The sequence below is a fragment of the Mycobacterium sp. ACS1612 genome, from assembly GCF_001667505.1.
Classification (GTDB): Bacteria; Actinomycetota; Actinomycetes; order Mycobacteriales; family Mycobacteriaceae; genus Mycobacterium.
The window spans coordinates 1-26506 of sequence record NZ_LZHZ01000015.1 but is presented as its reverse complement, the minus strand read 5'-3'; the positions used below and the strand labels follow the sequence as shown (position 1 = coordinate 26506).

The 26506-nt window shown below is 66.3% G+C and carries 23 protein-coding genes; 10 read left to right on the top strand and 13 right to left on the bottom strand.

The genetic code is table 11. The features are described 5' to 3' along the window. The 6 genes from secD to A5724_RS05395 form a co-directional block, all read left to right on the top strand. On the top strand, window positions 1-1136 hold a 1136-nt coding region (gene secD / locus A5724_RS05420), incomplete at its 5' end, for a protein translocase subunit SecD (protein WP_067797419.1). Continuing rightward, a complete protein-coding gene (secF, locus tag A5724_RS05415; protein ID WP_067797416.1) occupies window positions 1136-2380 on the top strand; it encodes a protein translocase subunit SecF in 1245 nt (414 codons plus the stop codon). The genes secD and secF, both read left to right, overlap by 1 nt. Window positions 2381-2383: 3 nt before the next feature. Further along, on the top strand, window positions 2384-4039 hold the full coding sequence (locus A5724_RS05410; RefSeq protein WP_067797414.1) for an ABC transporter substrate-binding protein: 1656 nt from the start codon (window positions 2384-2386) through the stop codon (window positions 4037-4039). Then, window positions 4036-4560: an adenine phosphoribosyltransferase gene (locus A5724_RS05405; RefSeq protein WP_067797412.1), complete on the top strand. Its 525-nt coding sequence runs from the start codon at window positions 4036-4038 to the stop codon at window positions 4558-4560. The genes A5724_RS05410 and A5724_RS05405 overlap by 4 nt, the downstream gene beginning before the upstream one ends. Before the next feature lie 39 nt (window positions 4561-4599). Then, window positions 4600-6975: a bifunctional (p)ppGpp synthetase/guanosine-3',5'-bis(diphosphate) 3'-pyrophosphohydrolase gene (locus A5724_RS05400; protein ID WP_067797410.1), complete on the top strand. Its 2376-nt coding sequence runs from the start codon at window positions 4600-4602 to the stop codon at window positions 6973-6975. Window positions 6976-7011: 36 nt separating this feature from the next. Next, window positions 7012-7299 carry a DUF4333 domain-containing protein gene (locus A5724_RS05395; protein ID WP_067797406.1) on the top strand — a complete coding sequence of 96 codons (288 nt, stop codon included), beginning with the start codon at window positions 7012-7014 and terminating at the stop codon, window positions 7297-7299. Between the two features lie 3 nt (window positions 7300-7302). Here the strand turns inward: A5724_RS05395 and A5724_RS05390 are convergent, their stop codons facing one another. Beyond that, on the bottom strand, window positions 7303-8271 hold the full coding sequence (locus A5724_RS05390) for a peptidylprolyl isomerase (protein WP_067797404.1): 969 nt from the start codon (window positions 8269-8271) through the stop codon (window positions 7303-7305). A gap of 9 nt (window positions 8272-8280) precedes the next feature. Next, a complete protein-coding gene (locus tag A5724_RS05385; protein WP_067797425.1) occupies window positions 8281-9162 on the bottom strand; it encodes a peptidylprolyl isomerase in 882 nt (293 codons plus the stop codon). 106 nt (window positions 9163-9268) lie between these two features. On the opposite strand from A5724_RS05385, the gene A5724_RS05380 reads away from it, so the two are divergent. After that, a complete protein-coding gene (locus tag A5724_RS05380; protein WP_067797401.1) occupies window positions 9269-9958 on the top strand; it encodes an MBL fold metallo-hydrolase in 690 nt (229 codons plus the stop codon). Beyond that, a complete protein-coding gene (gene hisS, locus A5724_RS05375; protein WP_067797399.1) occupies window positions 9955-11220 on the top strand; it encodes a histidine--tRNA ligase in 1266 nt (421 codons plus the stop codon). The genes A5724_RS05380 and hisS overlap by 4 nt, the downstream gene beginning before the upstream one ends. A gap of 84 nt (window positions 11221-11304) precedes the next feature. Here the strand turns inward: hisS and A5724_RS34120 are convergent, their stop codons facing one another. Genes A5724_RS34120 through A5724_RS05360 form a run of 3 tightly spaced genes read right to left on the bottom strand, consistent with a single transcriptional unit; the run spans window position 11305 to window position 13488 of the window. Continuing rightward, complete coding sequence (locus tag A5724_RS34120; RefSeq protein WP_197518561.1) at window positions 11305-11832, bottom strand: hypothetical protein; 528 nt, start codon at window positions 11830-11832, stop codon at window positions 11305-11307. Then, window positions 11771-12433: a cytochrome b gene (locus A5724_RS05365; RefSeq protein WP_082964874.1), complete on the bottom strand. Its 663-nt coding sequence runs from the start codon at window positions 12431-12433 to the stop codon at window positions 11771-11773. The genes A5724_RS34120 and A5724_RS05365 overlap by 62 nt, the downstream gene beginning before the upstream one ends. Beyond that, window positions 12430-13488: a catalase family peroxidase gene (locus A5724_RS05360; protein WP_067797395.1), complete on the bottom strand. Its 1059-nt coding sequence runs from the start codon at window positions 13486-13488 to the stop codon at window positions 12430-12432. Before A5724_RS05360 ends, A5724_RS05365 begins: the two co-directional genes overlap by 4 nt. Before the next feature lie 168 nt (window positions 13489-13656). On the opposite strand from A5724_RS05360, the gene A5724_RS05355 reads away from it, so the two are divergent. Beyond that, complete coding sequence (locus tag A5724_RS05355) at window positions 13657-16797, top strand: adenylate/guanylate cyclase domain-containing protein (protein ID WP_232004712.1); 3141 nt, start codon at window positions 13657-13659, stop codon at window positions 16795-16797. Window positions 16798-16806: 9 nt separating this feature from the next. Here the strand turns inward: A5724_RS05355 and urtE are convergent, their stop codons facing one another. From urtE to urtA, 5 genes are read right to left on the bottom strand one after another with little or no spacing between them, the layout of a single operon-like run. After that, window positions 16807-17499 (bottom strand): urea ABC transporter ATP-binding subunit UrtE, encoded by a 693-nt coding sequence (gene urtE / locus A5724_RS05350; protein WP_067797389.1) that lies wholly within the window; start codon window positions 17497-17499, stop codon window positions 16807-16809. Continuing rightward, window positions 17499-18299 (bottom strand): urea ABC transporter ATP-binding protein UrtD, encoded by an 801-nt coding sequence (gene urtD, locus A5724_RS05345; RefSeq protein ID WP_067797387.1) that lies wholly within the window; start codon window positions 18297-18299, stop codon window positions 17499-17501. The genes urtE and urtD overlap by 1 nt, the downstream gene beginning before the upstream one ends. Continuing rightward, window positions 18296-19417, bottom strand: coding sequence for an urea ABC transporter permease subunit UrtC (urtC, locus tag A5724_RS05340; RefSeq protein WP_067797386.1), 1122 nt, complete (start codon window positions 19415-19417; stop codon window positions 18296-18298). The genes urtD and urtC overlap by 4 nt, the downstream gene beginning before the upstream one ends. Then, window positions 19414-20298, bottom strand: a complete 885-nt coding sequence (gene urtB / locus A5724_RS05335; protein ID WP_067797383.1) for an urea ABC transporter permease subunit UrtB — start codon at window positions 20296-20298, stop codon at window positions 19414-19416. Before urtB ends, urtC begins: the two co-directional genes overlap by 4 nt. A 1-nt stretch (window position 20299) precedes the next feature. After that, window positions 20300-21565 (bottom strand): urea ABC transporter substrate-binding protein, encoded by a 1266-nt coding sequence (gene urtA / locus A5724_RS05330; RefSeq protein ID WP_067797381.1) that lies wholly within the window; start codon window positions 21563-21565, stop codon window positions 20300-20302. A 247-nt stretch (window positions 21566-21812) separates the two neighbouring features. Between urtA and A5724_RS05325 the strand changes: the two genes are divergently transcribed. Continuing rightward, window positions 21813-22229: a hypothetical protein gene (locus A5724_RS05325; RefSeq protein ID WP_156752145.1), complete on the top strand. Its 417-nt coding sequence runs from the start codon at window positions 21813-21815 to the stop codon at window positions 22227-22229. A 9-nt stretch (window positions 22230-22238) separates the two neighbouring features. Here the strand turns inward: A5724_RS05325 and A5724_RS05320 are convergent, their stop codons facing one another. From A5724_RS05320 to helR, 3 genes are read right to left on the bottom strand one after another with little or no spacing between them, the layout of a single operon-like run. Next, window positions 22239-23153 (bottom strand): ketopantoate reductase family protein, encoded by a 915-nt coding sequence (locus A5724_RS05320; RefSeq protein WP_067797376.1) that lies wholly within the window; start codon window positions 23151-23153, stop codon window positions 22239-22241. Next, window positions 23150-24034 carry a haloalkane dehalogenase gene (locus A5724_RS05315; RefSeq protein WP_067797374.1) on the bottom strand — a complete coding sequence of 295 codons (885 nt, stop codon included), beginning with the start codon at window positions 24032-24034 and terminating at the stop codon, window positions 23150-23152. The genes A5724_RS05320 and A5724_RS05315 overlap by 4 nt, the downstream gene beginning before the upstream one ends. A 46-nt stretch (window positions 24035-24080) precedes the next feature. Then, window positions 24081-26255: an RNA polymerase recycling motor ATPase HelR gene (gene helR / locus A5724_RS05310; protein WP_156752144.1), complete on the bottom strand. Its 2175-nt coding sequence runs from the start codon at window positions 26253-26255 to the stop codon at window positions 24081-24083. Between the last annotated feature and the right edge of the window lie 251 nt (window positions 26256-26506).

Genomic DNA, 26506 nt, shown 5'->3' with positions numbered 1-26506 from the left:
CCCCGACCCCGCCGCAGAACCAGACGCTCGCGCAGCGCATCGCCGACGAAAAGCAGTTGCGGCAGAGCACCGATCAGCAGATCCAGATTTTGGCGCTGCAGTTCCAGGCCACCCGCTGTGACCAAGAGGACGTGCTGGCCGGTAACGACGACCCGAACCTGCCGTTGGTGACCTGCTCGCAGGACGGCAAAGAGGTCTATCTGCTGGACAAGGCGATCATCAAGGGTGAGCAGATCAAGAACGCCGACTCGGGACTCGACCAGCAGCGCGGCGAGTACGTCGTCACGGTCGAGTTCAACGACGAGGCGTCGAAGATCTGGGCCGACTTCACCGCCGCCAACGTCGGCACCCAAACCGCGTTCGTGTTGGACTCCAAGGTGGTCAGCGCGCCCCAGATCCAGGAGGCCATACCCGGCGGACGCACCCAGATCACCGGTCAATTCACCGCCGACTCGGCGCGTCAACTGGCCAACGTCCTGAAATACGGTTCGCTGCCGCTGTCGTTCGAGTCGTCGGAAGCCGAAACCGTCTCGGCGACACTGGGTTTGACCTCACTGCGGGCGGGCCTGATCGCAGGCGCGATCGGCCTCGCACTGGTGCTGGTGTATGCGCTGCTGTACTACCGGGTGCTCGGTCTGCTGACCGCGCTGTCGCTCGTCGCCTCCGGCGCAATGGTTTTCGCGATCCTGGTGTTGCTCGGCAGATACATCAACTACACACTCGACCTGGCCGGTATCGCGGGTTTGATCATCGGTATCGGCACCACGGCCGACTCGTTCGTGGTGTTCTTCGAACGCATCAAAGACGAGATACGGGAGGGGCGTTCGTTCCGCTCGGCGGTGCCACGCGGTTGGGCCAGGGCCCGTAAGACGATTCTGTCCGGCAACGCGGTGACGCTGTTGGCCGCGGTGGTGCTCTATGTCCTTGCGGTCGGTCAGGTGAAGGGCTTCGCGTTCACCTTGGGCCTGACGACGATTCTCGACGTCGTCGTGGTGTTCCTGGTGACCTGGCCGCTGGTGTACCTGGCATCGAAGTCGCCGACACTGGCCAAGCCGTCGCTCAACGGGCTGGGCGCAGTGCAGCAGATCGCACGCGAACGCCGGGCGGCAGCACACGCGACGGGACGGGATAAGTGATGGCGTCCAAACATTCGTCGGAAGTGACCGATTCCGCCGCGGTCGAGGCACTCGATCTCGAAGCCGCCGCAGCCGATTCGCCCAAACACGGGTTCTTCGTCCGGCTCTACACCGGCACCGGAGCGTTCGAGGTAATCGGGCGCCGCAAGCTGTGGTACGCGATCAGCGGCCTGATCCTCGCGGTCTGCATCGCGAGCATGGTGCTGCGCGGCTTCACGTTCGGCATCGACTTCGAGGGCGGCACCAAGGTGTCGATGCCCACGGCGGGTGCCAACGGCACGATCACCGTGCAGCAGGTCGAAGACGTGTTCAGCAAGACCCTGGGCAAGAGCCCGGAGTCGGTCGTGGTCGTCGGCAACGGGCCGTCGGCCACCTTGCAGGTCCGCTCGGAGAAGCTGAGCAACGAAGAGACCGAAAAGCTCGGCACGGCGTTATTCGATGCGTTGCAGCCCAAGGGATCCGACGGCAAGCCCAGCAAGCAGGCGATCAGCCAGTCCGACGTTTCGGAGACCTGGGGCGGTCAGATCACCAAGAAGGCACTGATCGCGTTGGTGGTCTTCCTGGTGCTGGCGGCCGCCTACATCACCGTGCGCTACGAGCGTTACATGGCGGTGTCGGCACTGGCGACGCTGGTGTTCGACCTGGTGGTCACCGCGGGTGTGTACTCGATCGTCGGATTCGAAGTCACCCCGGCCACGGTCATCGGTCTGCTGACCATCCTCGGCTTCTCGCTCTACGACACGGTCATCGTGTTCGACAAGGTCGAGGAGAACACCCACGGATTCGAGCACACCGCCCGCCGCACCTTCGCCGAACAGGCCAACCTCGCGGTCAACCAGACGTTCATGCGGTCGATCAACACCAGCCTGATCTCGGTGCTGCCGATCGCGGCGCTGATGGTCGTCGCGGTGTGGCTGCTGGGCGTCGGCACGCTCAAGGACCTGGCGCTGGTGCAGTTGGTCGGCGTGATCGTCGGTACGTACTCGTCGATCTTCTTCGCCACGCCGCTGTTGGTGTCTCTGCGCGAGCGCACCGATCTCGTGCGCACCCACACCCGGCGGGTGCTCAACAGGCGCAAGCCGACCAGGGCCACCGAAGAGGTGACCGACAGCGCACCGGAGGAGGTGGCGGCGGTAGCCGCCAAGCCGGCGCCGGAGAAGCCTGCACCTGGATCGAAGCCTGTCCGGCCGACCGCGAGCCGAACCGGGCGCCCGTCGGGTAAGCGAAGCACCCGCGGGCGCTAGCCGATGACGGTCCGGAGCCGAAGCGTCATCGCGGCGGCCGCGCTGTCGTTGGCTGGGGGGTTGGGCCTGTCGGGCTGCGGCAGTAGCACCGCCGGCAGCATCGAGTATGCCGTCGACGGCATGTTGGTCACCTACAACACCAACACCGTCGCAGGCGCCGCCTCTGGTGGGCCGCAAGCCTTCGCGCGGGTGCTGACGGGTTTCAACTACCACGGCCCCGACGGCCAGATCATCGGCGACCACGATTTCGGCACCATCTCCGTGGTCGGCCGCACCCCACTCGTACTCGACTACGAGATCAACGCCAACGCGGTCTATTCCGACGGCAAACCGATCACCTGCGACGACATGGTGTTGGCGTGGGCGTCGCAATCCGGGCGACTGCCAGGATTCGACGCCGCCAACCGTGCCGGCTACAGCGACATCGCGAAGGTCGACTGCGCGCCCGGCCAGAAGAAGGCGCGCGTGACGTTCGCCCAGGACCGCGGTTTCGTCGACTACGGCCAGTTGTTCGACGCGACGTCGATGATGCCGTCACACGTGATCGCCGACGAACTGGGTCTTGGCGACGGGGGAGTCACCACCGCCGTCCTGAACAATGACGGCCCGACGGTCGAGCGGATCGCACAGGTGTGGAACAGCACCTGGAACCTGAGCCCCGACGCGTTCGACGCCAAGCGTTTCCCGTCGTCGGGCCCCTACAAGATCGACTCGGTCAACAAGGACGGCTCCGTCGTCCTGGTTGCCAACGACAAGTGGTGGGGCGCTAAAGCCGTCACCAACAAGATCACCGTTTGGCCGCGCGGCGCCGACATCCAGGACAAAGTCAATCAGGGCGCCTACGACGTCGTCGACGTGGCTGCGGGCTCGTCGGGGACGCTGAACCTGCCCGACGACTATGTGCGCACGGACACGCCGTCGGCGGGCATCGAACAGCTCATCTTCGCTCCGCAGGGCCCACTGGCCGCGGTGCCTGCGCGTCGGGCGCTCGCGCTGTGCACGCCGCGCGACGTGATCGCCAAGAACGCCTCGGTGCCGATCGCCAATTCGCGACTCAACCCCGCATCCGAGGACGCGTTCAGTTCCGCCGAGGGCGCGGTGGAGTCCGGACAGTTCGCGGTCGCCAACCCCGACGCCGCCCGCGCCGCGCTGGCCAATCAACCGCTGACCGTGCGCATCGGATACCAGAGCCCCAACGCCCGACTGGCCGCTACGGTGGGTGCGATCGCCAAGGCGTGCGGGCCGGCGGGCATCACCGTGCAGGACGCGGCGGCCGACGGCATCGGCCCAACCAGCTTGCGGGACAACAAAATCGACGTGTTGATCGCCAGCACCGGCGGCGCCGCGGGCAGCGGCTCGTCGGGTTCCTCGGCGATGGACGCCTACGATCTGCACACCGGAAACGGCAACAACCTGTCTGGGTACAGCAACGAGCGCATCGACGCCATCATCGCGTCGATCGCTGTCACATCCGACCCGAAAGAAGTCGCCCGACTGCTGGGTGAGGGCGGCTCGATTCTGTGGGGTGACATGCCGACGCTGCCGCTGTACCGCCAGCAGCGCACGCTGCTGACGTCGAAGAAGATGTATGCGGTGAGCAGCAATCCGACTCGGTGGGGCGCGGGGTGGAACATGGACCGTTGGGCGTTGGGGTCATGACGGAGATCTCCGAGTTGGTCGCGTCGCTGACCCGCGAGGTACCCGACTTTCCGGAGCCGGGCATCCAGTTCAAGGACCTCACGCCGGTGCTGGCGGACGCGCGGGGGCTGGACGCGGTGTCGGATGCGCTGGCGGCCGTCGCACACGGTGCCGACCTGGTGGCCGGGGTGGACGCCCGCGGCTTCCTGCTCGGCGGCGCCGTCGCCATCAAGCTCGGCATCGGGGTGCTGGCGGTCCGCAAGGGCGGCAAGCTGCCGCCGCCGGTGATCGGCGAGACCTACAACCTCGAGTACGGCACCGCCACGCTGGAGGTGCCCGCGGAGGGCATCGAACTGGCAGGCCGGAACATCGCGATCATCGACGACGTTTTGGCTACCGGAGGCACTGTGGCCGCCACTGCCAAGCTGCTGCGCAGCGCGGGCGCGAACGTGACATGTGCCGCGGTGGTTTTGGAGCTGGCCGCGCTCGGGGGTCGCGACCTGCTCAAACCGCTGCCGGTCAGCAGCTTGCACACGGTCTGAGGGCTATCCTCGAAGTCTGACTCGATATGGGAGGTGACCATGGCTGACGATCCCGGTACGGGTCAAGCCGTGCAATCGCCTCCTGCAGCGTCGTTACCCGAGACGCAGCCGATCGAGATCTCCCGCGGACGCGAGGAGCACGAGCCACCAAAGACCTCGACCAGCGCGTCGCGGCGGGTACGGGCCAGGCTCGCCCGCCGGATGACCGCCCAGCGCAGCGCCGTCAACCCGGTGCTGGAGCCGCTGGTCGCCGTGCACAAGAGTTTCGTCCCGAAAGCCAATCTGGCGTTGCTGCAGAAGGCTTATGAGGTGGCCGAGCAGCGGCACGCCGACCAGCTGCGGCGCTCCGGAGATCCGTACATCACGCATCCCCTGGCTGTCGCGAACATTCTCGCCGAGTTGGGCATGGACACCACGACCCTGGTCGCCGCCTTGCTGCACGACACGGTCGAGGACACCGGCTACACGATGGAACAGCTGACCGCCGACTTCGGCGAGGAGGTCGCGCATCTCGTCGACGGCGTCACCAAGCTGGACAAGGTGGCGCTGGGCACCGCGGCCGACGCCGAAACCATCCGCAAGATGATCATCGCGATGGCCCGTGACGGCCGCGTCCTGGTGATCAAGGTCGCCGACCGGTTGCACAACATGCGCACCATGCGTTTCCTGCCTCCGGAGAAGCAGGCGCGCAAAGCCCGCGAAACGCTGGAAGTGATTGCGCCGCTGGCGCATCGGCTGGGCATGGCGACGGTCAAGTGGGAGCTCGAGGACCTGTCGTTCGCGATCCTGCACCCCAAGAAGTACGAGGAGATCGTCCGGTTGGTCGCCGACCGGGCGCCCTCGCGTGACACCTACCTGGCCAAGGTGCGCGACGAGATCGTCAACACGCTCACCGCGTCGAAGATCAACGCGACCGTGGAGGGCAGGCCCAAGCACTACTGGTCGATCTACCAGAAGATGATCGTCAAGGGCCGCGACTTCGACGACATCCACGATCTAGTCGGCGTGCGCATTCTGTGCGACGAGATCCGCGACTGTTACGCCGCTGTGGGCGTAGTGCATTCGCTGTGGCAGCCGATGCCCGGACGGTTCAAGGACTACATCGCGCAACCCCGATTCGGGGTCTACCAGTCGCTGCACACCACTGTGGTGGGTCCGGAAGGCAAGCCGCTGGAGGTGCAGATCCGCACCAAGGACATGCACAACACTGCCGAGTACGGCATCGCCGCGCACTGGCGCTACAAGGAGACCAAGGGGCGCAACGCGCCTCATCCCCACGCCGCCGCCGAGATCGACGACATGGCGTGGATGCGTCAACTGCTCGACTGGCAGCGGGAAGCCGCCGACCCCGGTGAGTTCCTCGAGGCGCTGCGCTACGACCTTGCGGTGCAGGAGATCTTCGTGTTCACCCCGAAGGGCGATCTGATCACCTTGCCCGCCGGGTCGACCCCGGTCGACTTCGCGTACGCGGTGCACACCGAGGTCGGCCACCGGTGCATCGGCGCCAGGGTCAACGGCAGGCTGGTCGCGCTGGAGCGCAAGCTCGAAAACGGGGAAGTGGTCGAGGTTTTCACGTCGAAGGCGCCGAACGCGGGACCCTCACGGGACTGGCAGACGTTCGTGGTGTCGCCTCGCGCGAAGGCCAAGATCCGGCAGTGGTTCGCCAAGGAACGCCGCGAGGAGGCGCTGGAGTCCGGTAAGGACGCGATCGCCCGTGAGGTGCGGCGCAGCGGACTTCCGTTGCAGCGCTTGATGAATGCCGAGTCGATGGCCGCGCTGGCCCGCGAACTGCGCTACACCGACGTGTCGGCGCTGTACACCGCGGTGGGCGAGGGACACGTCTCCGCTCGGCACGTCGTGCAGCGGCTGGTGGCCCAGCTCGGCGGCGACGACGAGGCCGCCGACGAGCTCGCCGAACGCTCCACACCGGCGACCATGCCGGTGCGGCAGCGCACCAACGACGACGTCGGTGTGGCCGTGCCGGGTGCGCCCGGGGTGCTGACGAAGCTGGCCAAGTGCTGCACACCGGTGCCCGGCGACAACATCATGGGCTTCGTCACCCGCGGTGGGGGCGTCAGCGTCCACCGCACCGACTGCACGAATGCGGCGTCGCTGCAACAACAGTCGGAGCGGATCATCGACGTGCAGTGGGCGCCGTCGCCGTCGTCGGTGTTCCTGGTGGCCATCCAGGTGGAGGCGCTCGACCGGCACCGGCTGTTGTCCGATGTGACGCGGGTGCTGGCCGACGAGAAGGTCAACATCTTGTCCGCCTCGGTGACGACGTCCAACGACCGCGTCGCCATCAGCCGGTTCACTTTTGAGATGGGCGACCCGAAGCATCTCGGCCACGTGCTCAACGTGGTGCGCAATGTGGAGGGTGTGTACGACGTCTACCGGGTCACTTCTGCCGCATAGCCGACGACCGTTTGCTTTGTCTGCGATACTGCGGCGATGCGCGCTGCTTTGGTTGTTTCGTTTGCTTCGCTGGCGTTGGTGTTAGCCGGGTGTGGTTCGACGATCAAGCCCGATAGGGCCGCCGAGACGGTCAACGACTTCGTCTCGAAGCACACCGGATTCAAGCCGACCGACACGAAGTGCCCATCGGACGTCGCCGCCGAGGTGGGGGAGAAATTCGACTGCCACTTCACCGGGCCCGACGGGAACTACACGGCGCATGTCGAAGTGACGAAGGTCGACGGGGAGGACGTGCTGTTCAACATCCAGTCGAAGCGGGACTGAGCGTCAGCCGATTTGGGCTGATTTGATCGTCACGTCGGCAACCGGCCTGCCGTCCTGGCTTCCGTCCGCAACGCCCGCCGCGGCGACCTTCTCCAGCGTCGCCAATCCTGCGTTGTCGATGGTGCCGAACACCGTGTAGGTCGGTGGCAATTGAGAATCCTGGTACACCAAAAGGAATTGGCTGCCGTTGGTGCCCGGCCCTGAGTTGGCCATCGCCAGCGTGCCGCGCGGATAGCGCAGCGGCGCCTTCAGCGCAGGATCGGCCAGTCGGTACTGGTTCGTCGGGTACTCGTTGGGAAACCGGTACCCGGGCCCACCCGTACCGCTGCCGGTCGGATCGCCGCACTGCAGCACACCCAGCGCAGCCGACGTGGTCAACCGATGGCATGCGGTGTTGTCGAAGAACCCCTGCCTCGCCAGGCTGGCGAAGTTGTGCACCGTGCACGGCGTCTTGCTGTTGTCCAGAGTCAGGCCGATGGTGCCCTGTGTGGTGATGACGGTGGTCCGCATTGTCGCGGGATCCCTTGGGATGCGCCCGTTTTGGGGCGGCTTGACCGGTTTGCTCGCCGGTTCGGTCGTCGCCGGGTACTGGCAGTTGGAGCCCAGCGTCTTCGGCGGGTCGAACGGCGGTAGGTTGCTCACCGCAGGCGACGGAGCCGCCGTGATGCCGGGATAGTCGCCGGTGAGCCCGTCCAACGACTCGAGTTCCCGCGAGACGCGGACGATGAAGATCGCACTCAGCACCACCACCAGCACGGTGAGCGCCGTGATCAGGTACCCGATCACCAGCCCCGCGACGGCAAGCCCGCGGCCCTCTTCACCGGTCCTGCGGATCTGCGACAGCGAGATGTGGCCGAAGACCACGCCGAGCGGTGCGAAGAGGAACGCGCAAACCAGTGATGCGATGGCCAGCCCGTTGGTCGGCCGCGGCGGGGGATAGCCGTAGTACCCGTACGGTGGCGGACTGGTCATGCCGCGGTGTCAGTCCAGCTGGATCGACTTGATCGTCACGTCGTCCTTCGGTTTGCCGTCCTGGCCGCCGTCGGCGGTGCCTGCCGCGGCGATCTTGTCGAGCGTCGCCAGCCCGGTCTGGTCGATGGTGCCGAACACCGTGTAATTCGGCGGCAGCTCCGAGTCCTTGTAGACCAGGAAGAACTGGCTGCCGTTGGTGCCGGGACCGGCGTTGGCCATCGCCAGGGTGCCCCGCGGATACTTCACCGGCTGCTGCAGCTTGGGATCGTCGGGCTGGAACTGGTTGGTCGGGTACTCGTTCCCGAACTGGTAGCCGGGGCCGCCTGTGCCCTGCCCCGTCGGGTCGCCGCACTGCAGCACGGCCAGACCCGGGGAGGTGGTCAGCCGGTGGCACGGCGTGTCGTTGAAGTAGCCCTGCTGCGCCAGGCTGGCGAAGCTGTTGACGGTGCACGGCGACTTCGCGTTGTCCAACTGCAGCCCGAGGTTGCCCTGGTTGGTCGCCATGCTGGCGCTCACCTGCGCCGGGTCGGTCGGGACCTTGCCGGCGCGCGGCGGCTTGTTCGGCTTGCTCGCCTTGTCCTGGGTGGCCGGGTACTGGCAGTTGGCGCCGAGGTCCGCCGGCGCGACGAAGGCGGGCAGATCGCCCGGCGCCGACGGTGCGGCGCTGGTGGGCGCGGCCGAGGTGGTCGTCGCCGCCGACGCGGTCTTGCTGTCGGAGTCCTTCTTGGTGATGACGACGGTTGCCACGACGGCGCCGATCACGACGATCGCCGCGACCACCGACCCGACGATCGCGTAGAGGCGGCGCCTGCGTTCCCTCGCGGCTCGGCGCTCGAGTTGACGCTCGAGCTTGCGCTTCGCTGTTGCCCGCCGTTGTTCGTTGGTCGGCACCGCCGGTGTCCTCCTCGTCATCTGCTCGGTCGGCAACGAGTGTGCCAGCAATTGCTGAATGCGGGGGTCGCGACCCGCGTGAACAGGAAATGGGACACTGGACGCCGTGTTGATCACCGGCTTCCCGGCAGGCATGTTGGCGTGCAATTGCTACGTGCTGGCCAAACGCGCCGGCGCCGACGCGATCATCGTCGACCCCGGGCAGCGGGCCATGGGGCGGCTGCAGCAGATCCTCGACGAGCACCGCCTCACACCCGCGGCGGTGATGTTGACCCACGGCCACATCGACCACATCTGGTCGGCGCAGAAGGTGGCCGACATGTACGGCTGCCCCGCCTACATCCACCCCGAGGACCGGTTCATGCTGACCGACCCGATCAAGGACTTCGGCCCCCGACTGGCCCAACTCGCGTTCGGTGCGCTGTTCCGCGAACCCAAACAGGTCGTTGAACTGTGCCAGGGAGGTGCCGTCGGCGAAGAGAAGGTAGATGTGGGTGATGTGACGGTGACCGTCGACCACACCCCGGGACACACCCGCGGCTCCGTGGTGTTCCGCGTCAACTCCAACATCGGGCCGGGCCCGGGTTCGGTGGTGTTCAGCGGCGACACCCTGTTCCGCCAGTCGGTGGGCCGCACGGATCTACCTGGCGGCAGCGGCCGCGATCTGCTCGGCTCGATCATGACAAAACTGTTGGTGCTCGACGACGACACCGTGGTACTACCGGGACACGGCGACAAGACCACGATCGGCTTCGAACGCCGCACCAATCCATTCCTCGAAGGCCTTACCCAGTGACCGACTTTCAGGCGCCCAAAGGCGTCCCGGATTACCTGCCGCCCGATTCGGCCCAGTTCGTGGGTGTGCGCGACGGCCTGCTCGACGCCGCGCGGCGCGCGGGCTACGGCGACATCGAACTGCCGATCTTCGAAGACACCGCGCTGTTCGCCCGCGGCGTCGGGGAGTCCACCGACGTGGTGTCCAAGGAGATGTACACGTTCGCCGACCGCGGCGATCGGTCGGTGACGCTGCGACCGGAGGGCACCGCAGGGGTGATGCGCGCGGTGATCGAGCACGGCCTCGACCGCGGCCCGTTGCCGGTGAAGCTGTGCTACGCCGGGCCGTTCTTCCGCTACGAGCGTCCACAGGCCGGGCGCTACCGCCAGCTGCAGCAGGTCGGTGTCGAGGCGATCGGCGTCGACGATCCCGCGCTGGACGCCGAGGTGATCGCCACCGCCGACGCGGGCTTCCGCTCGTTGGGCCTCGACGGCTTCCGGCTGGAGATCACGTCGCTTGGCGACGACACCTGCCGGCCGCAGTATCGGGAACTGTTGCAGGACTTCTTGTTCAAGCTCGACCTCGACGACGAAACGCGGCGGCGCGCCGAGATCAACCCGCTGCGGGTGCTCGACGACAAGCGACCCGCGATGCGCGAGATGACCGCGGACGCCCCAGTGATGCTGGACCACCTGTCCGATGTCGCCAAACAGCACTTCGACACGGTGCTCGCGCACCTCGACGCGTTGGGTGTGCCGTATGTGATCAACCCGCGAATGGTGCGCGGGCTGGACTACTACACCAAGACGACGTTCGAGTTCGTGCACGACGGCCTCGGGGCGCAGTCCGGCATCGGCGGCGGCGGCCGCTACGACGGGCTGATGCGCCAGCTCGGCGGAAAAGATCTGTCCGGCATCGGGTTTGGTCTCGGCGTCGACCGGACGTTGTTGGCGCTCAAGGCGGAGGGCAAGACGGTCGGCGGGACGTCGCGAGTCGACGTGTTCGGGGTGCCGTTGGGGGACGCGGCCAAGCTCACCCTCGGTGTGCTGGCGGCGCGGCTGCGGGCGGCCGGGGTTCGCGTCGACCTGGCCTACGGCGACCGGGGCGTCAAAGGTGCGATGCGCGCCGCCGACCGATCCGGTGCGTCCATCGCGTTGGTCGCCGGCGACCGCGATATCGAGGCGGGCACCATCGGGGTGAAGAACCTCGCGACGGGTGAGCAGGTCGACGTCTCCGTCGACGCCGTGCTCTCCGAAGTGCTTTCACGCCTCAGCCGCGCCTGATCTCTCTCCGGCGAGTGACCGCGTCTGTACGCCGACACGCCGTCACACAGCGTGCAAACGCGGTCGCTCGCGGATGACGCGGATTCAGCCTTGCCGCACGGCCGAGGCCAGCACGTCGTCGACGTTGCCGATGCCGCCGTCGAACGGGTTGCCGCGCTTGAGCACGTGTGTGCCACCCGGCGTCATCGCAACGAGTTTCGGTGAACTGGAACCGATTTGCATCTTGCGCGCGAAGTGCACCTGATCCAACGGCACCACCGCGCCACCGCCGTAGCTGAAGATGCCGAGCTTACGGTCGATGACCGCGACCGGGCGGCACTCGTGAAGCGGCTGCTTGCGGCGGCGGCGGATCCTGCTGACCACCGCGTAGGTCACTGCCGCGAAGACGACGCCGCCAGCCAGAAACGCCGCGCCGAGTGCGCTCGACGGCTCACCCGAGACCAGTGCGACGACCCCGAAGCCGCAGACCACGACCGTCAGCACGCCGAGCACGAACGCCAGTGTGGTCAGCGCGCCCGTGCAGCGATCGAAGACGAGTACCCGGCGGCCGTCATCCGTTACGACGAGACCGCCCGTGTCGGCCAGCGTTTGCGGTGGCTGTGGTGTGCTCACGTATTGCAGCGTGCATGCCCTCGACGGCGGGTGTGGGCAAATTCGCAGAGTTGGGTCGAGTGTCCTCGCGGCGAAGTGCGAACGCCATCCGCGACAGCATGCCGTCGCGCAGCGTCAGGGTGTGCAGCAGCACCGCGCTGACGTGTGCGGCGATCATCACCACCAACAGATACGCCAGCAGCGAATGTGTCTGCCGGAGAATGAAATAGAGGTTGGCGTCGAACGGGGCGATCCGGGGCAGGTGCAGCGACCCGAACACCTCGATCGGCTTGCCGGTCGCCGACACCATCGCCCATCCGACGAGCGGCTGCGCCAGCAACAGCGCGTACAGCATCAACTCGGAGCCGACCACCAGCTTGTGCTCGAACCAGCCGACGGTGTCTGGCAGTTTCGGTGGGCGGTGAGTGAACCTGTTCGCGACCCGGGCGACGACGATGACGAGGACGATGATGCCGAGGGTCATGTGAATGGCGCGCAGCGCCGCGTAGGCGCCGATGGCGTTGACCATGACGAACCCGATCAGCAGCATGGCGAAGACCAGCAGCGCGGTGAGCCAGTGCAAGATCCGCGTACGCAGCGGGTAACGCGCCGGGGCGGTCACGGTGCGACCTCGTCGACCTGAACGGCGGACTTCGACTTCGGCTCACCGGCACGTGCGCGGTACGACGCCGCGTACACCGCGGACCGCGCGCTCAGCAGCGGATCGTCCGACGGCTCGATCCCATCCGGCAGCACCAGGGGGTCGAAGTTGACGTCGCGTGCGTTGCCCGCTGCCTCCGTCTCGACTTTGGTCACGGTCAGCACTCCCGCATCGATGGTGCGACGATCACTCGGCCACGGCAGCGTGGCGTCGTTGACTGGATCATTCGGCTGGCCGACCGTCAGTATCAGCCGCCATTGCAGCGGCCCGCTTTTCAGCTGCCGGACGAGCGCGTCGAACAGCGAGTTGGTGGTACCCGGGTGCGGCGGCAGCGCCGCCTGCATCGGAACGAACGCCCACCGCACCGGCGTGCGCTTACCGCTGTCGTCGACGAAGAAGAACGTGACGAGGCTACCGAAGGTGCTGTCGGCGAAACCAGTGGTCGGCGGATGTTGTTTGACGATCGCCATGGCGGCAACCGTCTCCGGATGCGCCTTGTTGAAGGCGGCCATCACCGCCGGATCGGGCTTCCCGGTTGCCGGGTCGTTCTTCGATGCCAACAACCGGTCGTAGAAGCCTTGCGGTGAATTGTCAAGAAAAACCGGAAGATTCAGCAACGCCATCCGCCACTGGGTGGCATCCGGGAAGGTGAACGCCAGCCCAAGACCGCGGGCTGCGCCCGGCGCATCCGCCATCATCGGATTGCCGCCACTGAGCGAGAACCGCCCGATCACCGGCGTTTGGCCGCGCCCGAAAACGGCCGCCTTCGACAGTTCGCGTCCGCTGCCGTTGCTGTCGAAATGGCCACTGACGACGACGCCCTTGGCATGATTTCGCCGGAAGCCCGGATGCAGGCCGAACACCTTGCGGAAACCTTCCATGAAGGTCTCGCGAGTCAACGAACCCTGTGGACCGATCCACTTGTTGGCATACGCGATCGCGCCCAGGTCAACAGCTAAGAACGCGCCGACCGCGCCGATGCCGAGGAGGACCGAACGGCGGCTGAGTTGGGTCATTACCCCCCAAACGCGTCGACCTCGCAATCCGTTCACTACTGTGAGGCAAGTCATAAAATTGCGGGTATCGCCGCAGGTCGGGGATGCGAATACCGCCTACGGAGGCGTCGGCAGCGCCCTATCCTGTGGAAGATCGGGGTTTGGGGGCCCCGGATCGGCGGTACTGGCGTGAAGACATCTCAGGTGGCCTGCACTGCATGCCACAGGGACTTGCGGGCGGACGCGAAATTCTGCGACGCGTGCGGCACGCCGACGTCGACCGCCGTCGAACCCGCCGAGTACAAGCAAGTCACCGTGCTGTTCGCCGACGTGGTGCACTCGATGGACATCGCGGCTGCGGTCGGCGCCGAGCGGCTCCGCGAGATCATGGCCACCCTCGTCGACCGCTCCTCACGCATCGTGGATCGCTACGGCGGAACCACCGACAAGTTCACCGGCGACGGCATCATGGCGCTGTTCGGGGCGCCAGTAGCGTTGGAAGACCACGCGTTTCGGGCCTGTCTGACCGCGCTCGCCATTCAGGACGAGGTGAAGGATCTCGCCGACGAGGTGAAGCGGCGCGACGGAGTCGACCTGAGTTTGCGCATCGGACTGAACTCCGGAGCGGTGATCGCCGGACAACTCGGCGCGACTCCTGTGGGCTACACCGCGGTCGGCGAACAGGTGGGGATCGCACAGCGGATGGAGTCGGTGGCCCCGCCCGGCGCCGTTATGCTCAGCCAGTCCAGCGCACGCCTGGTGCAACACGGCGCGACGTTGGACGCGCAACAACTGGTGCACGTCAAAGGCCGAGAGGAACCGCTGCCCGCGCACCGGCTGCGCGAGATCACGCTGCACCACGGCCAGGCGGCCGTTGCTGAAGTGCCGCTGGTGGGCCGCAGTCACGAGATCGCCAAAACGACCGCAATTCTGTACAAGGCGATCACCGGCGCCGGTGGAGTTCTCCGGATCGTCGGGCCTGCCGGTGTCGGGAAGAGCAGGCTGGCTCGCGAGACGGTCGCGGCGGCCACCGCGCGCGGCGTGCCCGTGTTCTCGACGTTCTGTCAATCCCATGCCCGCGGTATCGCGTTTCACGCTGCGACCGGTCTGCTGCGGGGGCTGTTCGGTATCGGCGGGGTTGCGCCGGATCAGGCGCGGACCCGCATCAGAACGTTGTTGCCCGATGCCGAGGGCGACGATCTGCTGCTGCTCGAAGACCTGCTGGGCATCGGGGATCCAGATGCCAGGGCTGCCGAACTCGATGCAGACGCGCGTCGACGGCGACTGCGGCGGGTGGTGAGATCCGCCGCGCTGGCCCGCGCGACGCCGACCATCTATCTGATCGAGGACGCCCATTGGATCGACGACGTGAGCGAGTCGTTGATCGAGGCGCTCTTCTCGGTCCTCGCGCAGACTCGTTCACTTGCGTTGCTCACTCATCGGCCGGAATACCGCGGCGTCCTGGCTCGGACGCCCGGTGAGCGCACGATCCGTCTGCTTCCGCTCGATGGTGAGGATGTCTCGCTGCTGACGGCTGAATTGTTGGGCGACGACCCGTCGGTGGCTCCGCTGGCTGCCCAGGTGGGGGACCGGTCGGCCGGGAATCCGTTCTTCGCCGAGGAGATCGTGCGCGATCTGGCCGAACGCGGCGTTCTCAGCGGCAACCGCGGCGCGTACGTCTGCCGGGTGGACGCCGCCGCCGACATCAGTGTGCCTGCCACCGTCCAGGCGACCATCGCCGCGCGCATCGACCGCGTCAGAGCGGCAGCCAAACGAACGTTGCACGCGGCGGCGGTGATCGGGTCGCGATTCGACGCCGGCCTGCTCGCCATCGTCGATCCCGACGCCGCGCTCGCGGAGTTGGTCGAGGCCGAACTCGTCGACCCGGTGACCGCTTTTGGGCGAGACGAGTACGCCTTCCGTCATCCGCTGATACGCGCCGTCGCCTACGAATCGCAATTGATCGTGGACCGGTCGGAACTGCATCGGCAGGTCGCAGAGGCGATCCAACAACATCAGCCGTCGGCTACCGACGAGAATGCCGCGCTGATCGCATCCCACCTGGAAGCCGCAGGCGAATTGGGCGCGGCGTTCGGTTGGCACATGCGGGCCGGGGCGTGGCTGACGAACCGTGACATCGGCGCTGCGCGGGCCAGTTGGCAACGGGCACGCGAAATCGCGGACAGATTGCCGGACGACGCAGCGGACACCGTGCCGATGAGGATCGCCCCGCGCACGCTGCTGTGCGGCTATGCGTGGCGCGCAGGCGGTAAAGCCGTCGACGCCAGCGGGTTCGACGAATTACGTGAATTAACTGGTAACGCAGGCGATTTGATGTCGATGGTGATGGGCACGTCGGGACTCCTCGTCGCGATGACGCTCAACCACCGGCTTCGCGAACTGGTCTCGCTCGCGCCGGACTACATTCGCGTGCTCGAGTCGACGGGGGATCCCGCGTTGATCCTGCTGATGAACACCGCGAGCCATGGCATGTTCATAGCGGGTCGAATCACGCAGGCGCTCGCCTTGTTTGAGCGCGCCATTGACGTTGCGGACGGTAACGCCACGCTCGGCAACTTCTTCTTCGAATCGCCGTTGGCGTGGGCGCTCACCCTGCGTGGTCTCGCCCGTTGCAGCCTCGGGGAGCCTGGCTGGCACGAGCATCTGCGAGCCGGGGTCGCCATGGCGCGCGAGGTACAGGGCGTCACGCGGGCCGCCGTCGTTGCCGGTGGTTACGTCTCGGCCGTCCTGAATGGTGTCCTGGCGGCTGACGCGGCGTTACTGGCGGACACCGACGAAACGCTGCGGGCAGCCGAACGCGCCGGCGACGACGTGAGTCTGGCGTGGGCGCGAGTCACTCACGGCATCATGCTCGTGCGGCTGAATGCGGCTGACTCCGCAGGGATGGATCTCCTCGTCAAGGGCCGACAGCAGGCATGGCGGCACGGCGACCTGCTCACGGCGACCATGGCCGATGTTCAACTCGCCGAATGCAAAGCGCGCGCAGCAGAATTGGACGCGTCGATCGAGATCGCCAGGGCAACGACTGCGCACCTCGTCGAGTGCGGCGAGGTGCTTTTTCGTGGCCCGGCCACGGTGGTGCTTGTCGATTCCTTGCTGCAACGAGGCACCGGGCGTGATCTGCAGGAGGCGCAGGCGGTCGTCGACGACTTGGCAGCGTGCCCGGTCGATCCCGGGTTCGTGCTGTACGAGTTGGCGCTCCTGCGATCCCGTGCGGCGTTGGCACGTTTCCGCGGTGACCGACAGGCTGACGCGCAACTCATGCAGCGGTATCGGGACATGACCGCCCGGCTTTTCGTGCAGCTGTGAGAGCAGACGTCAGATCGCCATCGCGGCGCGGACGTCGGCCTCCGACGACGAGCCTCCTGTGCCCGAGGACGTGACACGGCCTGATTCCAGGATGTAGTAGCGCTGCGAGGACTTGAGGGCGAAGCCGATGTGCTGCTCGACCAGCAGCACTCCCAGGTCGCCGCGCTTCGTCAACTCGGTGATCGCCGCTTCGATTTCGACCACCACGGACGGTTGGATGCCTTCGGTCGGCTCGTCGAGGATCAGGCATCGGGGGCTGGTGATCAACGCCCGCGCGATCGCCAACTGCTGCCGCTGGCCGCCGGAGAGCAGTCCGGCCCGTCGGGTCAGCAACTCCTTGAGGGCGGGGAACAGGTCGAGTTGCTCGTCGATCAGTTGCTTACCGTTCCTGCGTCCGTCAGCGACGACTTGGAGGTTCTCGGCGGTCGTCAACTGACCGAACGACTGCTGGCCCTGGGGCACATACGCCAACCCACGGGCCACCCGCGCGCTCGGCCGCAGTTTCGTGATGTCGTCGCCGTCGAAAAATACTTTGCCCGCAGTGCATTTCAACAGGCCGACGGCCGCCCGTAACAGTGTTGTCTTGCCTGCACCGTTGTGGCCCATCACCGCGGCAACGCCTTCGGCGGGCACCTCGAGGCTGACCCCGTGGATGACCTCCGAACGGCCGTAGCCGCTGCGCACGTCCCCAAGCTGAAGCATCACGAAATCCCTTCTGTGCCTGCGGCCGCCGTGCCCAAGTAGACCTCCTGAACCTTCGGGTCGGCCTGTACATCAGCCACCGATCCTTCGGCGATCACCTGTCCGCGGGCCAGCACGGTCACCGACGTCGCGAATGCCCGCATGAAGTCCATATCGTGCTCGACGACGACGACGGTTCGTTCACCGCCGATGCGGCGCAACAGGTTGCCGGTCTCTTCGCGCTCTTCGTGGCTCATGCCAGCGACGGGCTCGTCGAGCAGCAGCACGTCGGCGTTCTGCACCAGCAGCATGCCGATCTCCAGCCACTGCTTCTGGCCGTGCGCCAACACTCCCGCAGGCTTTTCCGCCAGATCCGTCAGCCCGGTGATGTCGAGAGCTTCGGAGATCGCGGGCAGTATTCCCTTGCGCCGCCGCAGCAGCGTCCACGCGGACCGGCCGGCACCGGCGGCGATGTCGAGGTTCTGGAGCACAGTCAGCTGCTCGAAGACGCTTGCCGTCTGAAACGTCCGGCCGACGCCGGCCCGAGCGATCTGGTGCACCTTCTTGCCCAACAATTCCACGCCGGACTTGTTCACCGACCCGGTTGCGGCGACCAGTCCGGTGATCGCGTCGATGACGGTGGTCTTACCCGCGCCGTTGGGACCGATCAGGAACCGCAGGTCACCCTGGAACAGCGTCAGGTCGACATCGCTGACTGCCTTGAACCCGTCGAAATCGACTGTCAGACCCCTGACTTCGAGGTACTGGCTGCCCATGCCGACGTTGCCGCCTTCGACAGGTTCCACCGTCGAACCGGTCATGCGCGCGCCTCGACTTTCTCGGCGTCCGGTTCGACGTCAGAACCGGGCACCGACTTGGGTTCGCGCGATGGTGTCGGTTTGCTTGTGCGCCATCGTTTGAACACCGCACCGATTCCCGCCAGCCCGGCGGGGAAGAAACCGACGACGACGATGAACAGGAAGCCCTGGGCGTAGGTCCACTCCGACGGAAAGCGTTCGGAGAACAGGGTTTGCGCCCACGCCACACCGACGGCGCCCAACACGGGGCCGAGCAGCGTGGTGCGCCCGCCGATCGCGACGCCGATCAGGAACACGATCGACGGCAGGATGCCGACCTGCGAAGGCGCCATGAAGCCCACGATCGGGGCGAACAGCGCGCCTGCGATGCTGGCGAAGAAGGCGGCGACGGTGTAGGCGACCACTTTGATGTTGGCGGGGTCGTACCCGACGAACCGCACCCGCTCTTCACCATCGCGCACCGCAACCAACAGTTCCCCGTAGCGGCTGTACATCAATTGACGCACGATCGCGATCACGATCAGCAGCACACCCGCCGCGATGAAGTACAGCATCCGCTTGTTCGCCGGATCCTTGAGCGCGAATCCGAAGAAGGTACGGAAGTTGGTCAAGCCGTTGCTGCCACCCAGGCTCGTCTGGCCGACGAGCATGATCGCCAGCGCCGCGGCCAGCGCCTGCGACAGGATCGCGAAGTAGGCGCCCTTGACCCGACGCTTGAACACACCCAGACCCAGCGTCGCTGCGATCGCCGTCGGCACCAGCGCGATGGCGAGCAGTGTGAACGCGGGGGAGGCGAACGGCTCCCAATACGCAGGCAGCGCACGGACGCCCGCGATCTGCATGAAGTCCGGCACACTGGTGCCGCGCAACTGCGCGTCGGCGATTTTCAGGTGCATCCCCATCATGTAGCCGCCGAGTCCGAAGAACACGCCCTGGCCCAGCACCAGCATTCCGCCGCGGCCCCAGGCCAGCCCGATGCCGACCGCGACGATCGCGAAGCACAGGAACTTACCGAGCAGGCTGAGCCGGAACTCGGAGAGCACCGCAGGCGCCACCGCGAACAGCAGCACCGCCGCGATACCGAATCCGGCCCAGGTCTGCCAGCGGCCGAGAATCCTCACGCGAGACTCCTTGTTCTAACGGTGAATAGGCCCTGGGGGCGCACCTGCAGAAAGACCACGATGATCACGAAGACGATCACCTTGGCCAGCGATGCCGTGGTGTTGTATTCGATGAACGAGTTCAAGAAGCCGAGCGCGAACGCCGCGATGACCGTCCCCTTGATCTGGCCGAGACCGCCGACCACGACCACCAGAAACGCGTCGATCAGATAACTCTGACCGATGGTCGGACTCGTCGAACCGATCAGTGTCAACGCCACGCCGGCCACCGCGGCTAGGCCGGAACCGATGAAAAAGGTGGTGATATCGGTGGTTCGGGACGAGATGCCGCTTGTCTCGGCCAGGTCGCGGTTCTGTACGACTGCCCTGATTCGCCGCCCCATCGGGCTGAGCTTGAGCACAGCGGCCAATGCCGCCACACAGATCACCGCGAGCACCAGGATGAAGATCCGGCTCTTGGGGACGACGGCGCCGAGGATCTCGACACCGCCCGACAACCACCCTGGCGCAACGACATTGACCGCGGGCGCGCCGAAGATGTCACGGGCCACCTGCTGCAGGACCAGTCCGACACCGAACGTGACCAACAGTGTGTCCAGCGGCCTGGCGTACATCCGGCGAATCAGGGTGACTTCGAGCAGCGCGCCCATCGCACCGCCGACCACGAATCCGATCACGAGCGAAATCAGCAGTGACAGACCGGCGCTGGAGACGACTTGTTGCACCACGTACGCCGTGTAGCAGCCCGCCATGATGAACTCGCCGTGCGCCATGTTGATGACGCCCATCTGCCCGAACGTCAGAGACAACCCCAACGCAGCCAACAACAGGATCGAGCCGAGGCTCAATCCCGTTGCCAGCTGTCCGATCAGGACCTCCATCTCAGCTCGACAGGCCCGCAGCCCACGGGTACGTCTTGAGGTAAGGGTCCGGCTTGATCGGGCCCGGCGACTGCCAGACCGTGTAGATCAGGCCGTCGGGGTGTATCTCGCCGATGCGTGCGGTCTTGGTGATGTGGTGGTTTTCGCCGTCGATCGTCACCAGGCCCTCAGGGGCGTCGAACGTGACGCCGCCGCATGCATCCTGAATCGCCCTGACATCAAACGACTTCGCCTTCTCGACGGTGTTCTTCCACAGATAGACCGAGGTGTACGCGGCTTCCATCGGGTCCGAGGTGGGCTTGTCCTGGCCGTACTTGTCCTTGTACGCCTTGACGAACGTCTTGTTCACCGGATTGTTGACCGTCTGGTAGTAGTCCCACGCGGTCAGCTGGCCTTCGATGTTCTTCGCGCCGATGCCGGTCACTTCCTCCTCGGCGATCGACACCGACACCACCGGCATCTTCTGCGGCGTCAGGCCTGCGTTGGTGTACTCCTTGAAGAAGGCGACGTTGGAATCGCCGTTGAGGGTGTTGAACACCGCCCCGGCGTTGGATCCGCGGACCTTGTTGACGATCGTCGAGAAGTCCGTCGAGCCAAGCGGTGTGTAGTCCTCGCCCTTGATCTCGATGCCGTTGGCGGCGGCGTAGGCCTTGATGATCCGGTTGGCGGTTTGCGGGAAGACGTAGTCGCTGCCGACCAGATACAGCGACTTGATGCCCTTCTCCTTCAGATAGTCGAGGGCGGGCACGATCTGCTGGTTGGTGGTGGCCCCGGTGTAGAAGATGTTCTTCGACGACTCGAGACCCTCGTATTGCACGGGGTAGTACAGCAGCGAGTTGGAGCTTTCGAACACCGGCAGCATCGCCTTGCGGCTCGACGATGTCCAGCCGCCGAACACCGCCGCCACGCAGTCGCTGGAGATCAGCTTCTGTGCTTTCTCAGCGAACACGGTCGGCTCCGAGGCGCCGTCCTCGCCGACGAGCTGGATCTGCTTGCCCAAGACACCGCCCGCGGCGTTGATCTGCTCAACGGCCAGGTCGATCGCATGCCGCACGGTCACTTCTGAGATCGCCATGGTCCCCGACAACGAGTTGAGCGCGCCGATTTTGATGGTCGGCCCCGACGTGTCCACGCACGACGCGGCGTTTGCCGAGTCCGACTCGGTCGCCTTGCTTCCGCAGCCGGACAGCAACAAGCTCGTCGCAGCGATGACGCTTCCCGCAGCTAAAGCCGACCGTCTAAACGAAGTGCGTCGCGGTAGTCGCATGGGCAGCCTTTCTAAGTGTCAGCAGCGCTCATCCGCTGATGAGCGTCGGGTTGAAGCGCAGAAGTGCAGAACGCCCCAGGGGTGTCGAATCGGGACGTTAAGCCGCCTGTGTTTCTGCGGAATTTCTGCGTGTGACGAACGGATTAACCTGTCCGTGCGCCCCGAAGTCGTTTGCCGTTTAACGAGTTGGACGTTGCTGCGCGGTTGCCCGTGTAACGATCCGGTACCGTGCCGCGATGTGACGGACATGCGAACAGCGACAAGGGTTGGGGCGGCGCTTCTCGTGGCGGCCGCCGGGATGGCGGTAAGTGGTGGCATCGCGAGTGCTGAGCCGGCCGGACACCAGGTGCGGTACACGCTGACGACCGGCGGGCCCGCGGACTTCGACCTCTTCTATCTGACGGCTCAGCCGCCGAGCAAGGACGCCTACAACGCCGACGCGTACTCCTACGTGAAGAAGGAGACGGTGAACGTCGGCCCCGGCGCGCCGTGGGTCTTCGAAACCACGCTCGCCGACCCGCAGTGGGCGATCTTCACCGTCAGCAGCACCACGCACGGCGGACAGGCCGCGCCGAATCCGCACTGCGAGATCGCCGTCGACGGCCAGGTGGTCGTGCAGCAGGACGGCCCGTACAACCTGCAGTGCAAACTCGGACAGTGGTGAGGTAGCCGCTTACGGCGACACCCGGCGGTTGTGCACGTCGACCACCACCATCGCTGCATCCAACAACGGCGTGTCGAGGTGATGGCTGCGGGCGTGGTCGGCGAGATCCGCGAACACGCCCGTCTCGATCGGGCGGCCGGCCCGCAGGTCGCGAAACATGGACGGCCCGAACTTCGACGACGGGTCCGTAACCACTGTGTCCAGACCGTTGAGGACCTCCTCGGCGAGCGGGTGGCCCTCCGTCGCCGCGATCGAGGACACTTCGGCCAGCACCCGACGGGCCAACCCGATTCCGCCGTCGGCCCGGGCAATCGGTCCGATCTCGGCACCTGCCAGGCAGGTGAGCACCGCCGCGGACATGATGAACGCGAACTTCTCCCACATGGCACCGCGGATGTCGTCACGGACCGCCACCGCGACGTCGGGAACCTCCAGTTCGGCCCGGGTGCGTTTCAGCCCGTCCGCGTCGTCGCCGTCGAGCGCACCGATCTGAATGTCGATACCGGGCGCCACCACATCGATGACGCCGTCCGCGGACAACGATGCGTGCAACCGGGCCGCCGCGCCAAGCGCACGACGGCCGAACGCCGCGGTCAGCAGCGAAAGATGGCCGATGCCGTTGACGATCGGCACGATTCTGGTGTCCGGGCCGACGGCAGGCAGGACATCGTCGATCGCCGATGCGACGGCGCTGGCGCGCACCGCGACGACGACCACGTCGTATGTGCGGTTCAGGTCGGCGGCGGTGACGGCGTTGACGTCGACGGTGCGGATGTCGGTGCCGTGGCGCAGCCGTAATCCGCTCTCGCGCAGTCGCGCAAGCGTGTGCGCGTGCACCAGAAAGGTGACGTCGCGGCCCGCGGCGAGCAACCGGTCACCGATGTACCCGCCGCCTGCTCCGGCGCCGACCACCAAGACGGTCATGCCCTGACCGCCCGCACGAACGAGGCGACCGCAGCGCCGATCTCGTCGGGGCTGTCCTCTTGCAGGAAGTGGATGCCCGGCACGGACACCTCGGTCTGGTTCGGCCAGGCGCGCACGAAGTCCAAAGCGCGGCCCCGTATCAACGCGCCGGGTTCACCCTTGACGAAGAGTTTCGGGACGTCGCACTGCGACAGCCATTGGCCGTAATCCGTGACGGTGGCGACTACATCGGCGGGCTCACCCTCGATGGGGATGTTGCGCGGCCACGTCAGCGTCGGCCTGCGGTCCTCGCCTGCGTTGCGGAACGGTTCGCGGTAGTGCGCCTTCTCCTCGTCGGTGAGCTGACGCTTGATGGACGCAGGCAGCACCTCCTCGACAAACATGTTCTGCTCCAACACCATCGACTCGCCGTCGGGGGAGCGGAAGCCCTGGAACACGCTGCGCATCGGACCGGGGAAGTCTGACCACTCGATCGGCATCACAACGGCTTCCATGTAGGCGATGCCCGCCACCCGGTCCCGGTGCCGGTTGGCCCAGTCGAAGCCGAGCGCCGAACCCCAGTCGTGCAGAACGAGAATCACCTCCTCGCCGAGATCCAGTTCGTCCCACAGGGCGAACAGATAGTCGCGCTGTTCGGCGTAGTGGTAGCGGTCGGGTCCTGAGTCGTCCAGCTTGTCCGAGCCGCCCATCCCGATCAGATCGCAGGCGATCAGTCGGCCCAGCCCTTCCACGTGCGGCATCACGTTGCGCCACAGGTACGACGACGTCGGGTTGCCGTGCTGGAATACGATCGCGTCACCCTGGCCCTCGTCGATGTAGGCCATTCGCTTTCCGTTGATCTGCTTGTACCGCAACTGCCCGTACGGTTTCGCTCCCGGCACTGAAGCCCTCCTCGATTCGATTTCCTGTCAACGGTTTTCGCGGCCATCAGGCCACATGGGGTACCTGCAGACCGCTCAGAACTTGCGGCAACGGGCCGCAGTGCAGCACGCCGAGGCGCTGTGTCGCGCGGGTCAGCGCGACGTAGAGGTCGGCGGCCCCACGCGGTCCCTCGGCGAGGATGCGCTCGGGCTCGACCACCAGGACCGCGTCGAACTCCAGTCCCTTCGTCTCCGACGCGGGCACCGTGCCTGGCACACCGGGCGGGCCGATCACGATGCTGGTGCCCGGCATTCCCTTCTCGGTCTGCCCAAATTCGTCGATGGCAGAGGCCAGTTCACCTTCGCCGACCTGCTTGGCCCACGGCTGTGCCCCGGATGCGCGGACGGACTCCGGGGGCTGCACGCCGGGCGCGAACTCTTCCAGCAGTGCGGCGGCGATAGCCATGATCTCAGCCGGGGTGCGGTAATTCACCGACAGCGGCCGGTACAGCCAGCGGCCAGGCACATACGGTTCGAGCACGCTGTCCCACGACGTCGCGCCTGCCGCCGCCCTGCGCTGGGCGAGATCGCCGACGATCGTGAAGGACCGGTTCGGGCACCGCCGCATCAGCACCCGCCACTGCATCTGCGACAGTTCCTGCGCCTCGTCGACCACGATGTGCCGGTAGGTCCAATCCCGGTCCGCAGCAGCACGTTCGGCGAGTCCCCGGTAGTCGCGTTCGGCGAAGCGGTCGGCCAGATCCTCGGCGTAGAGGAGGTCGGTGGCCAGCAGCTGGTCCTCGTCGTCCATCAGATCCTCGCGGCCGACCATCAGGTCCAGCACGCCCTCGGCGAACTCGGCGTCGGCCTTGCGGTCACGTTCGGCCTCGTCGTCGGGCAGCTTGGCCCGCCCCAAGAGGTCGAACAACTCGTCGAGCAGGGCGACGTCCGGCACCGTCCACGCATCGCCCTCGGCGCGGTACAACGCCGGATCGGCGCCTGCGGCCTGCAACCGGTCCGGGGATTCGTAAAACTCCGCCAGCAGCGACTCAGGCGTCAGCAACGGCCAGAGGTCGTCGAGCGCAGCGATGAACTCCGCGGTTTCGGTGAGTTCGGCAAGCAGATCCGCTCGCATGTTCTCCCACGCCTCGCCGTCCTCTCGAGTCAGCCAGCCGCGGCCGATCAACGCGATGGCCCGTTCGGTGAGGACCCACGTGACGATGTCGCTGAACACCGCGCGGGCCTCGTTGTGCGGCAGGCCGCTTGCGCGCGCCTCCTCGATGGCCCACTCGGCGATCTCGGCGTCGATGCGCATGGTGACGTCCTTCAGCGGGATCCGGATCGGCTCGTCCGGCAGTCGCTGTCTGTCGGCCACCGCGGCGGCGAGCACGTCAAGCATCGCCGTCGAGCCTTTCACCTGCGCCACGTACGGTTCGTCCTCGGCCGTGACCTGTAGCCCCGGGACCAGGTCGCCGGGGGTCATGAACACGACGTTCGTCTCGCCCAGCGAGGGCAGCACGCGGCCGATGTGGTCGAGGAAAGCCGCGTTCGGGCCGACCACCAGCACCCCGTGTCGCTCCATCTGCTCACGCTGCGTGTAGAGCAGGTACGCGACGCGGTGCAGCGCCACCACGGTCTTGCCGGTGCCCGGGCCGCCCTCGATCACCAGGACGCCGGGATGGTCGAGCCGGATGATCTCGTCCTGTTCGGCCTGAATGGTCGCGACGATGTCACGCATGCCCTCGCCGCGCGGGGCATTGACCGCCGCCAGCAGCGCTGCGTCGCCGCGAGCGCCGCGACCGGGGCGGCCGAACACCTCGTCGGTGAAGTCGACCAACCGGCGCCCGAGGCTGTGGAATTGGCGGCGCCTGCGCATGTTCTCCGGGTTGGCGGCGGTGGCGACGTAGAACGCCCGCGCCGCCGGCGCCCGCCAGTCCAACAACAAAGGCTCGTAGTCGTTGTCGGCATCGAACAGGCCGATGCGGCCGATGTACGACGGGTCGCCGTCGAGGCTGTCCAACCGGCCGAAGCACAGCGCGTGGTCGGCGACGTTCAGCCGGTTCATCTCCCGTGCCAGCGCGCGGACTTCGGCGTCGCGCTCCACGAGCGGCAGGCCGTCTTCCCGCAGCGCAGCGCGGTACCGGTCCTGGACGCGCGTTCGCTCGGCGTCGAGTCGCGCGTAGAGCCCGTCGAGGTAGCTCTGCTCGGACTGCAGTTCGTCTTCGTAGGACACGTGCCTCATTTCCTGATCTGTTGCCTCGATCCGGCCCATATCGAAGGTAGGGGAGGATTTTGAGGCATGCCCCCGGCCTTGCCGCAAGCCCCCACCCGCGTTATACGGTGAAAAGCGCACAAGCCGACACACTCGAGTAATTACCTTGACATCACCTCGAACAAGCGTTCGAATGGTGGGGTGTCCACTGACTCAAACTTTCTGACAGGGTCGCGGTATTCACAGCGTGGCTGTCGAGGAGGTTGGGTGGATCATGGTCC

Coding starts and splice junctions, on each gene's coding strand:
- A5724_RS05390 (WP_067797404.1), bottom strand. CDS start 8,271: ATGACCAGTCCGCCACCGTACGGGTACTACGGCTATCCCCCGCCGCGG.
- A5724_RS05405 (WP_067797412.1), top strand. CDS start 4,036: ATGACGGAGATCTCCGAGTTGGTCGCGTCGCTGACCCGCGAGGTACCC.
- A5724_RS05400 (WP_067797410.1), top strand. CDS start 4,600: ATGGCTGACGATCCCGGTACGGGTCAAGCCGTGCAATCGCCTCCTGCA.
- urtD (WP_067797387.1), bottom strand. CDS start 18,299: ATGACCGGTTCGACGGTGGAACCTGTCGAAGGCGGCAACGTCGGCATG.
- urtE (WP_067797389.1), bottom strand. CDS start 17,499: ATGCTTCAGCTTGGGGACGTGCGCAGCGGCTACGGCCGTTCGGAGGTC.
- A5724_RS05320 (WP_067797376.1), bottom strand. CDS start 23,153: ATGACCGTCTTGGTGGTCGGCGCCGGAGCAGGCGGCGGGTACATCGGT.
- helR (WP_156752144.1), bottom strand. CDS start 26,255: ATGAGGCACGTGTCCTACGAAGACGAACTGCAGTCCGAGCAGAGCTAC.
- urtA (WP_067797381.1), bottom strand. CDS start 21,565: ATGCGACTACCGCGACGCACTTCGTTTAGACGGTCGGCTTTAGCTGCG.
- A5724_RS05325 (WP_156752145.1), top strand. CDS start 21,813: ATGCGAACAGCGACAAGGGTTGGGGCGGCGCTTCTCGTGGCGGCCGCC.
- A5724_RS05395 (WP_067797406.1), top strand. CDS start 7,012: ATGCGCGCTGCTTTGGTTGTTTCGTTTGCTTCGCTGGCGTTGGTGTTA.
- A5724_RS05360 (WP_067797395.1), bottom strand. CDS start 13,488: ATGACCCAACTCAGCCGCCGTTCGGTCCTCCTCGGCATCGGCGCGGTC.
- secF (WP_067797416.1), top strand. CDS start 1,136: ATGGCGTCCAAACATTCGTCGGAAGTGACCGATTCCGCCGCGGTCGAG.
- A5724_RS05410 (WP_067797414.1), top strand. CDS start 2,384: ATGACGGTCCGGAGCCGAAGCGTCATCGCGGCGGCCGCGCTGTCGTTG.
- urtB (WP_067797383.1), bottom strand. CDS start 20,298: ATGGAGGTCCTGATCGGACAGCTGGCAACGGGATTGAGCCTCGGCTCG.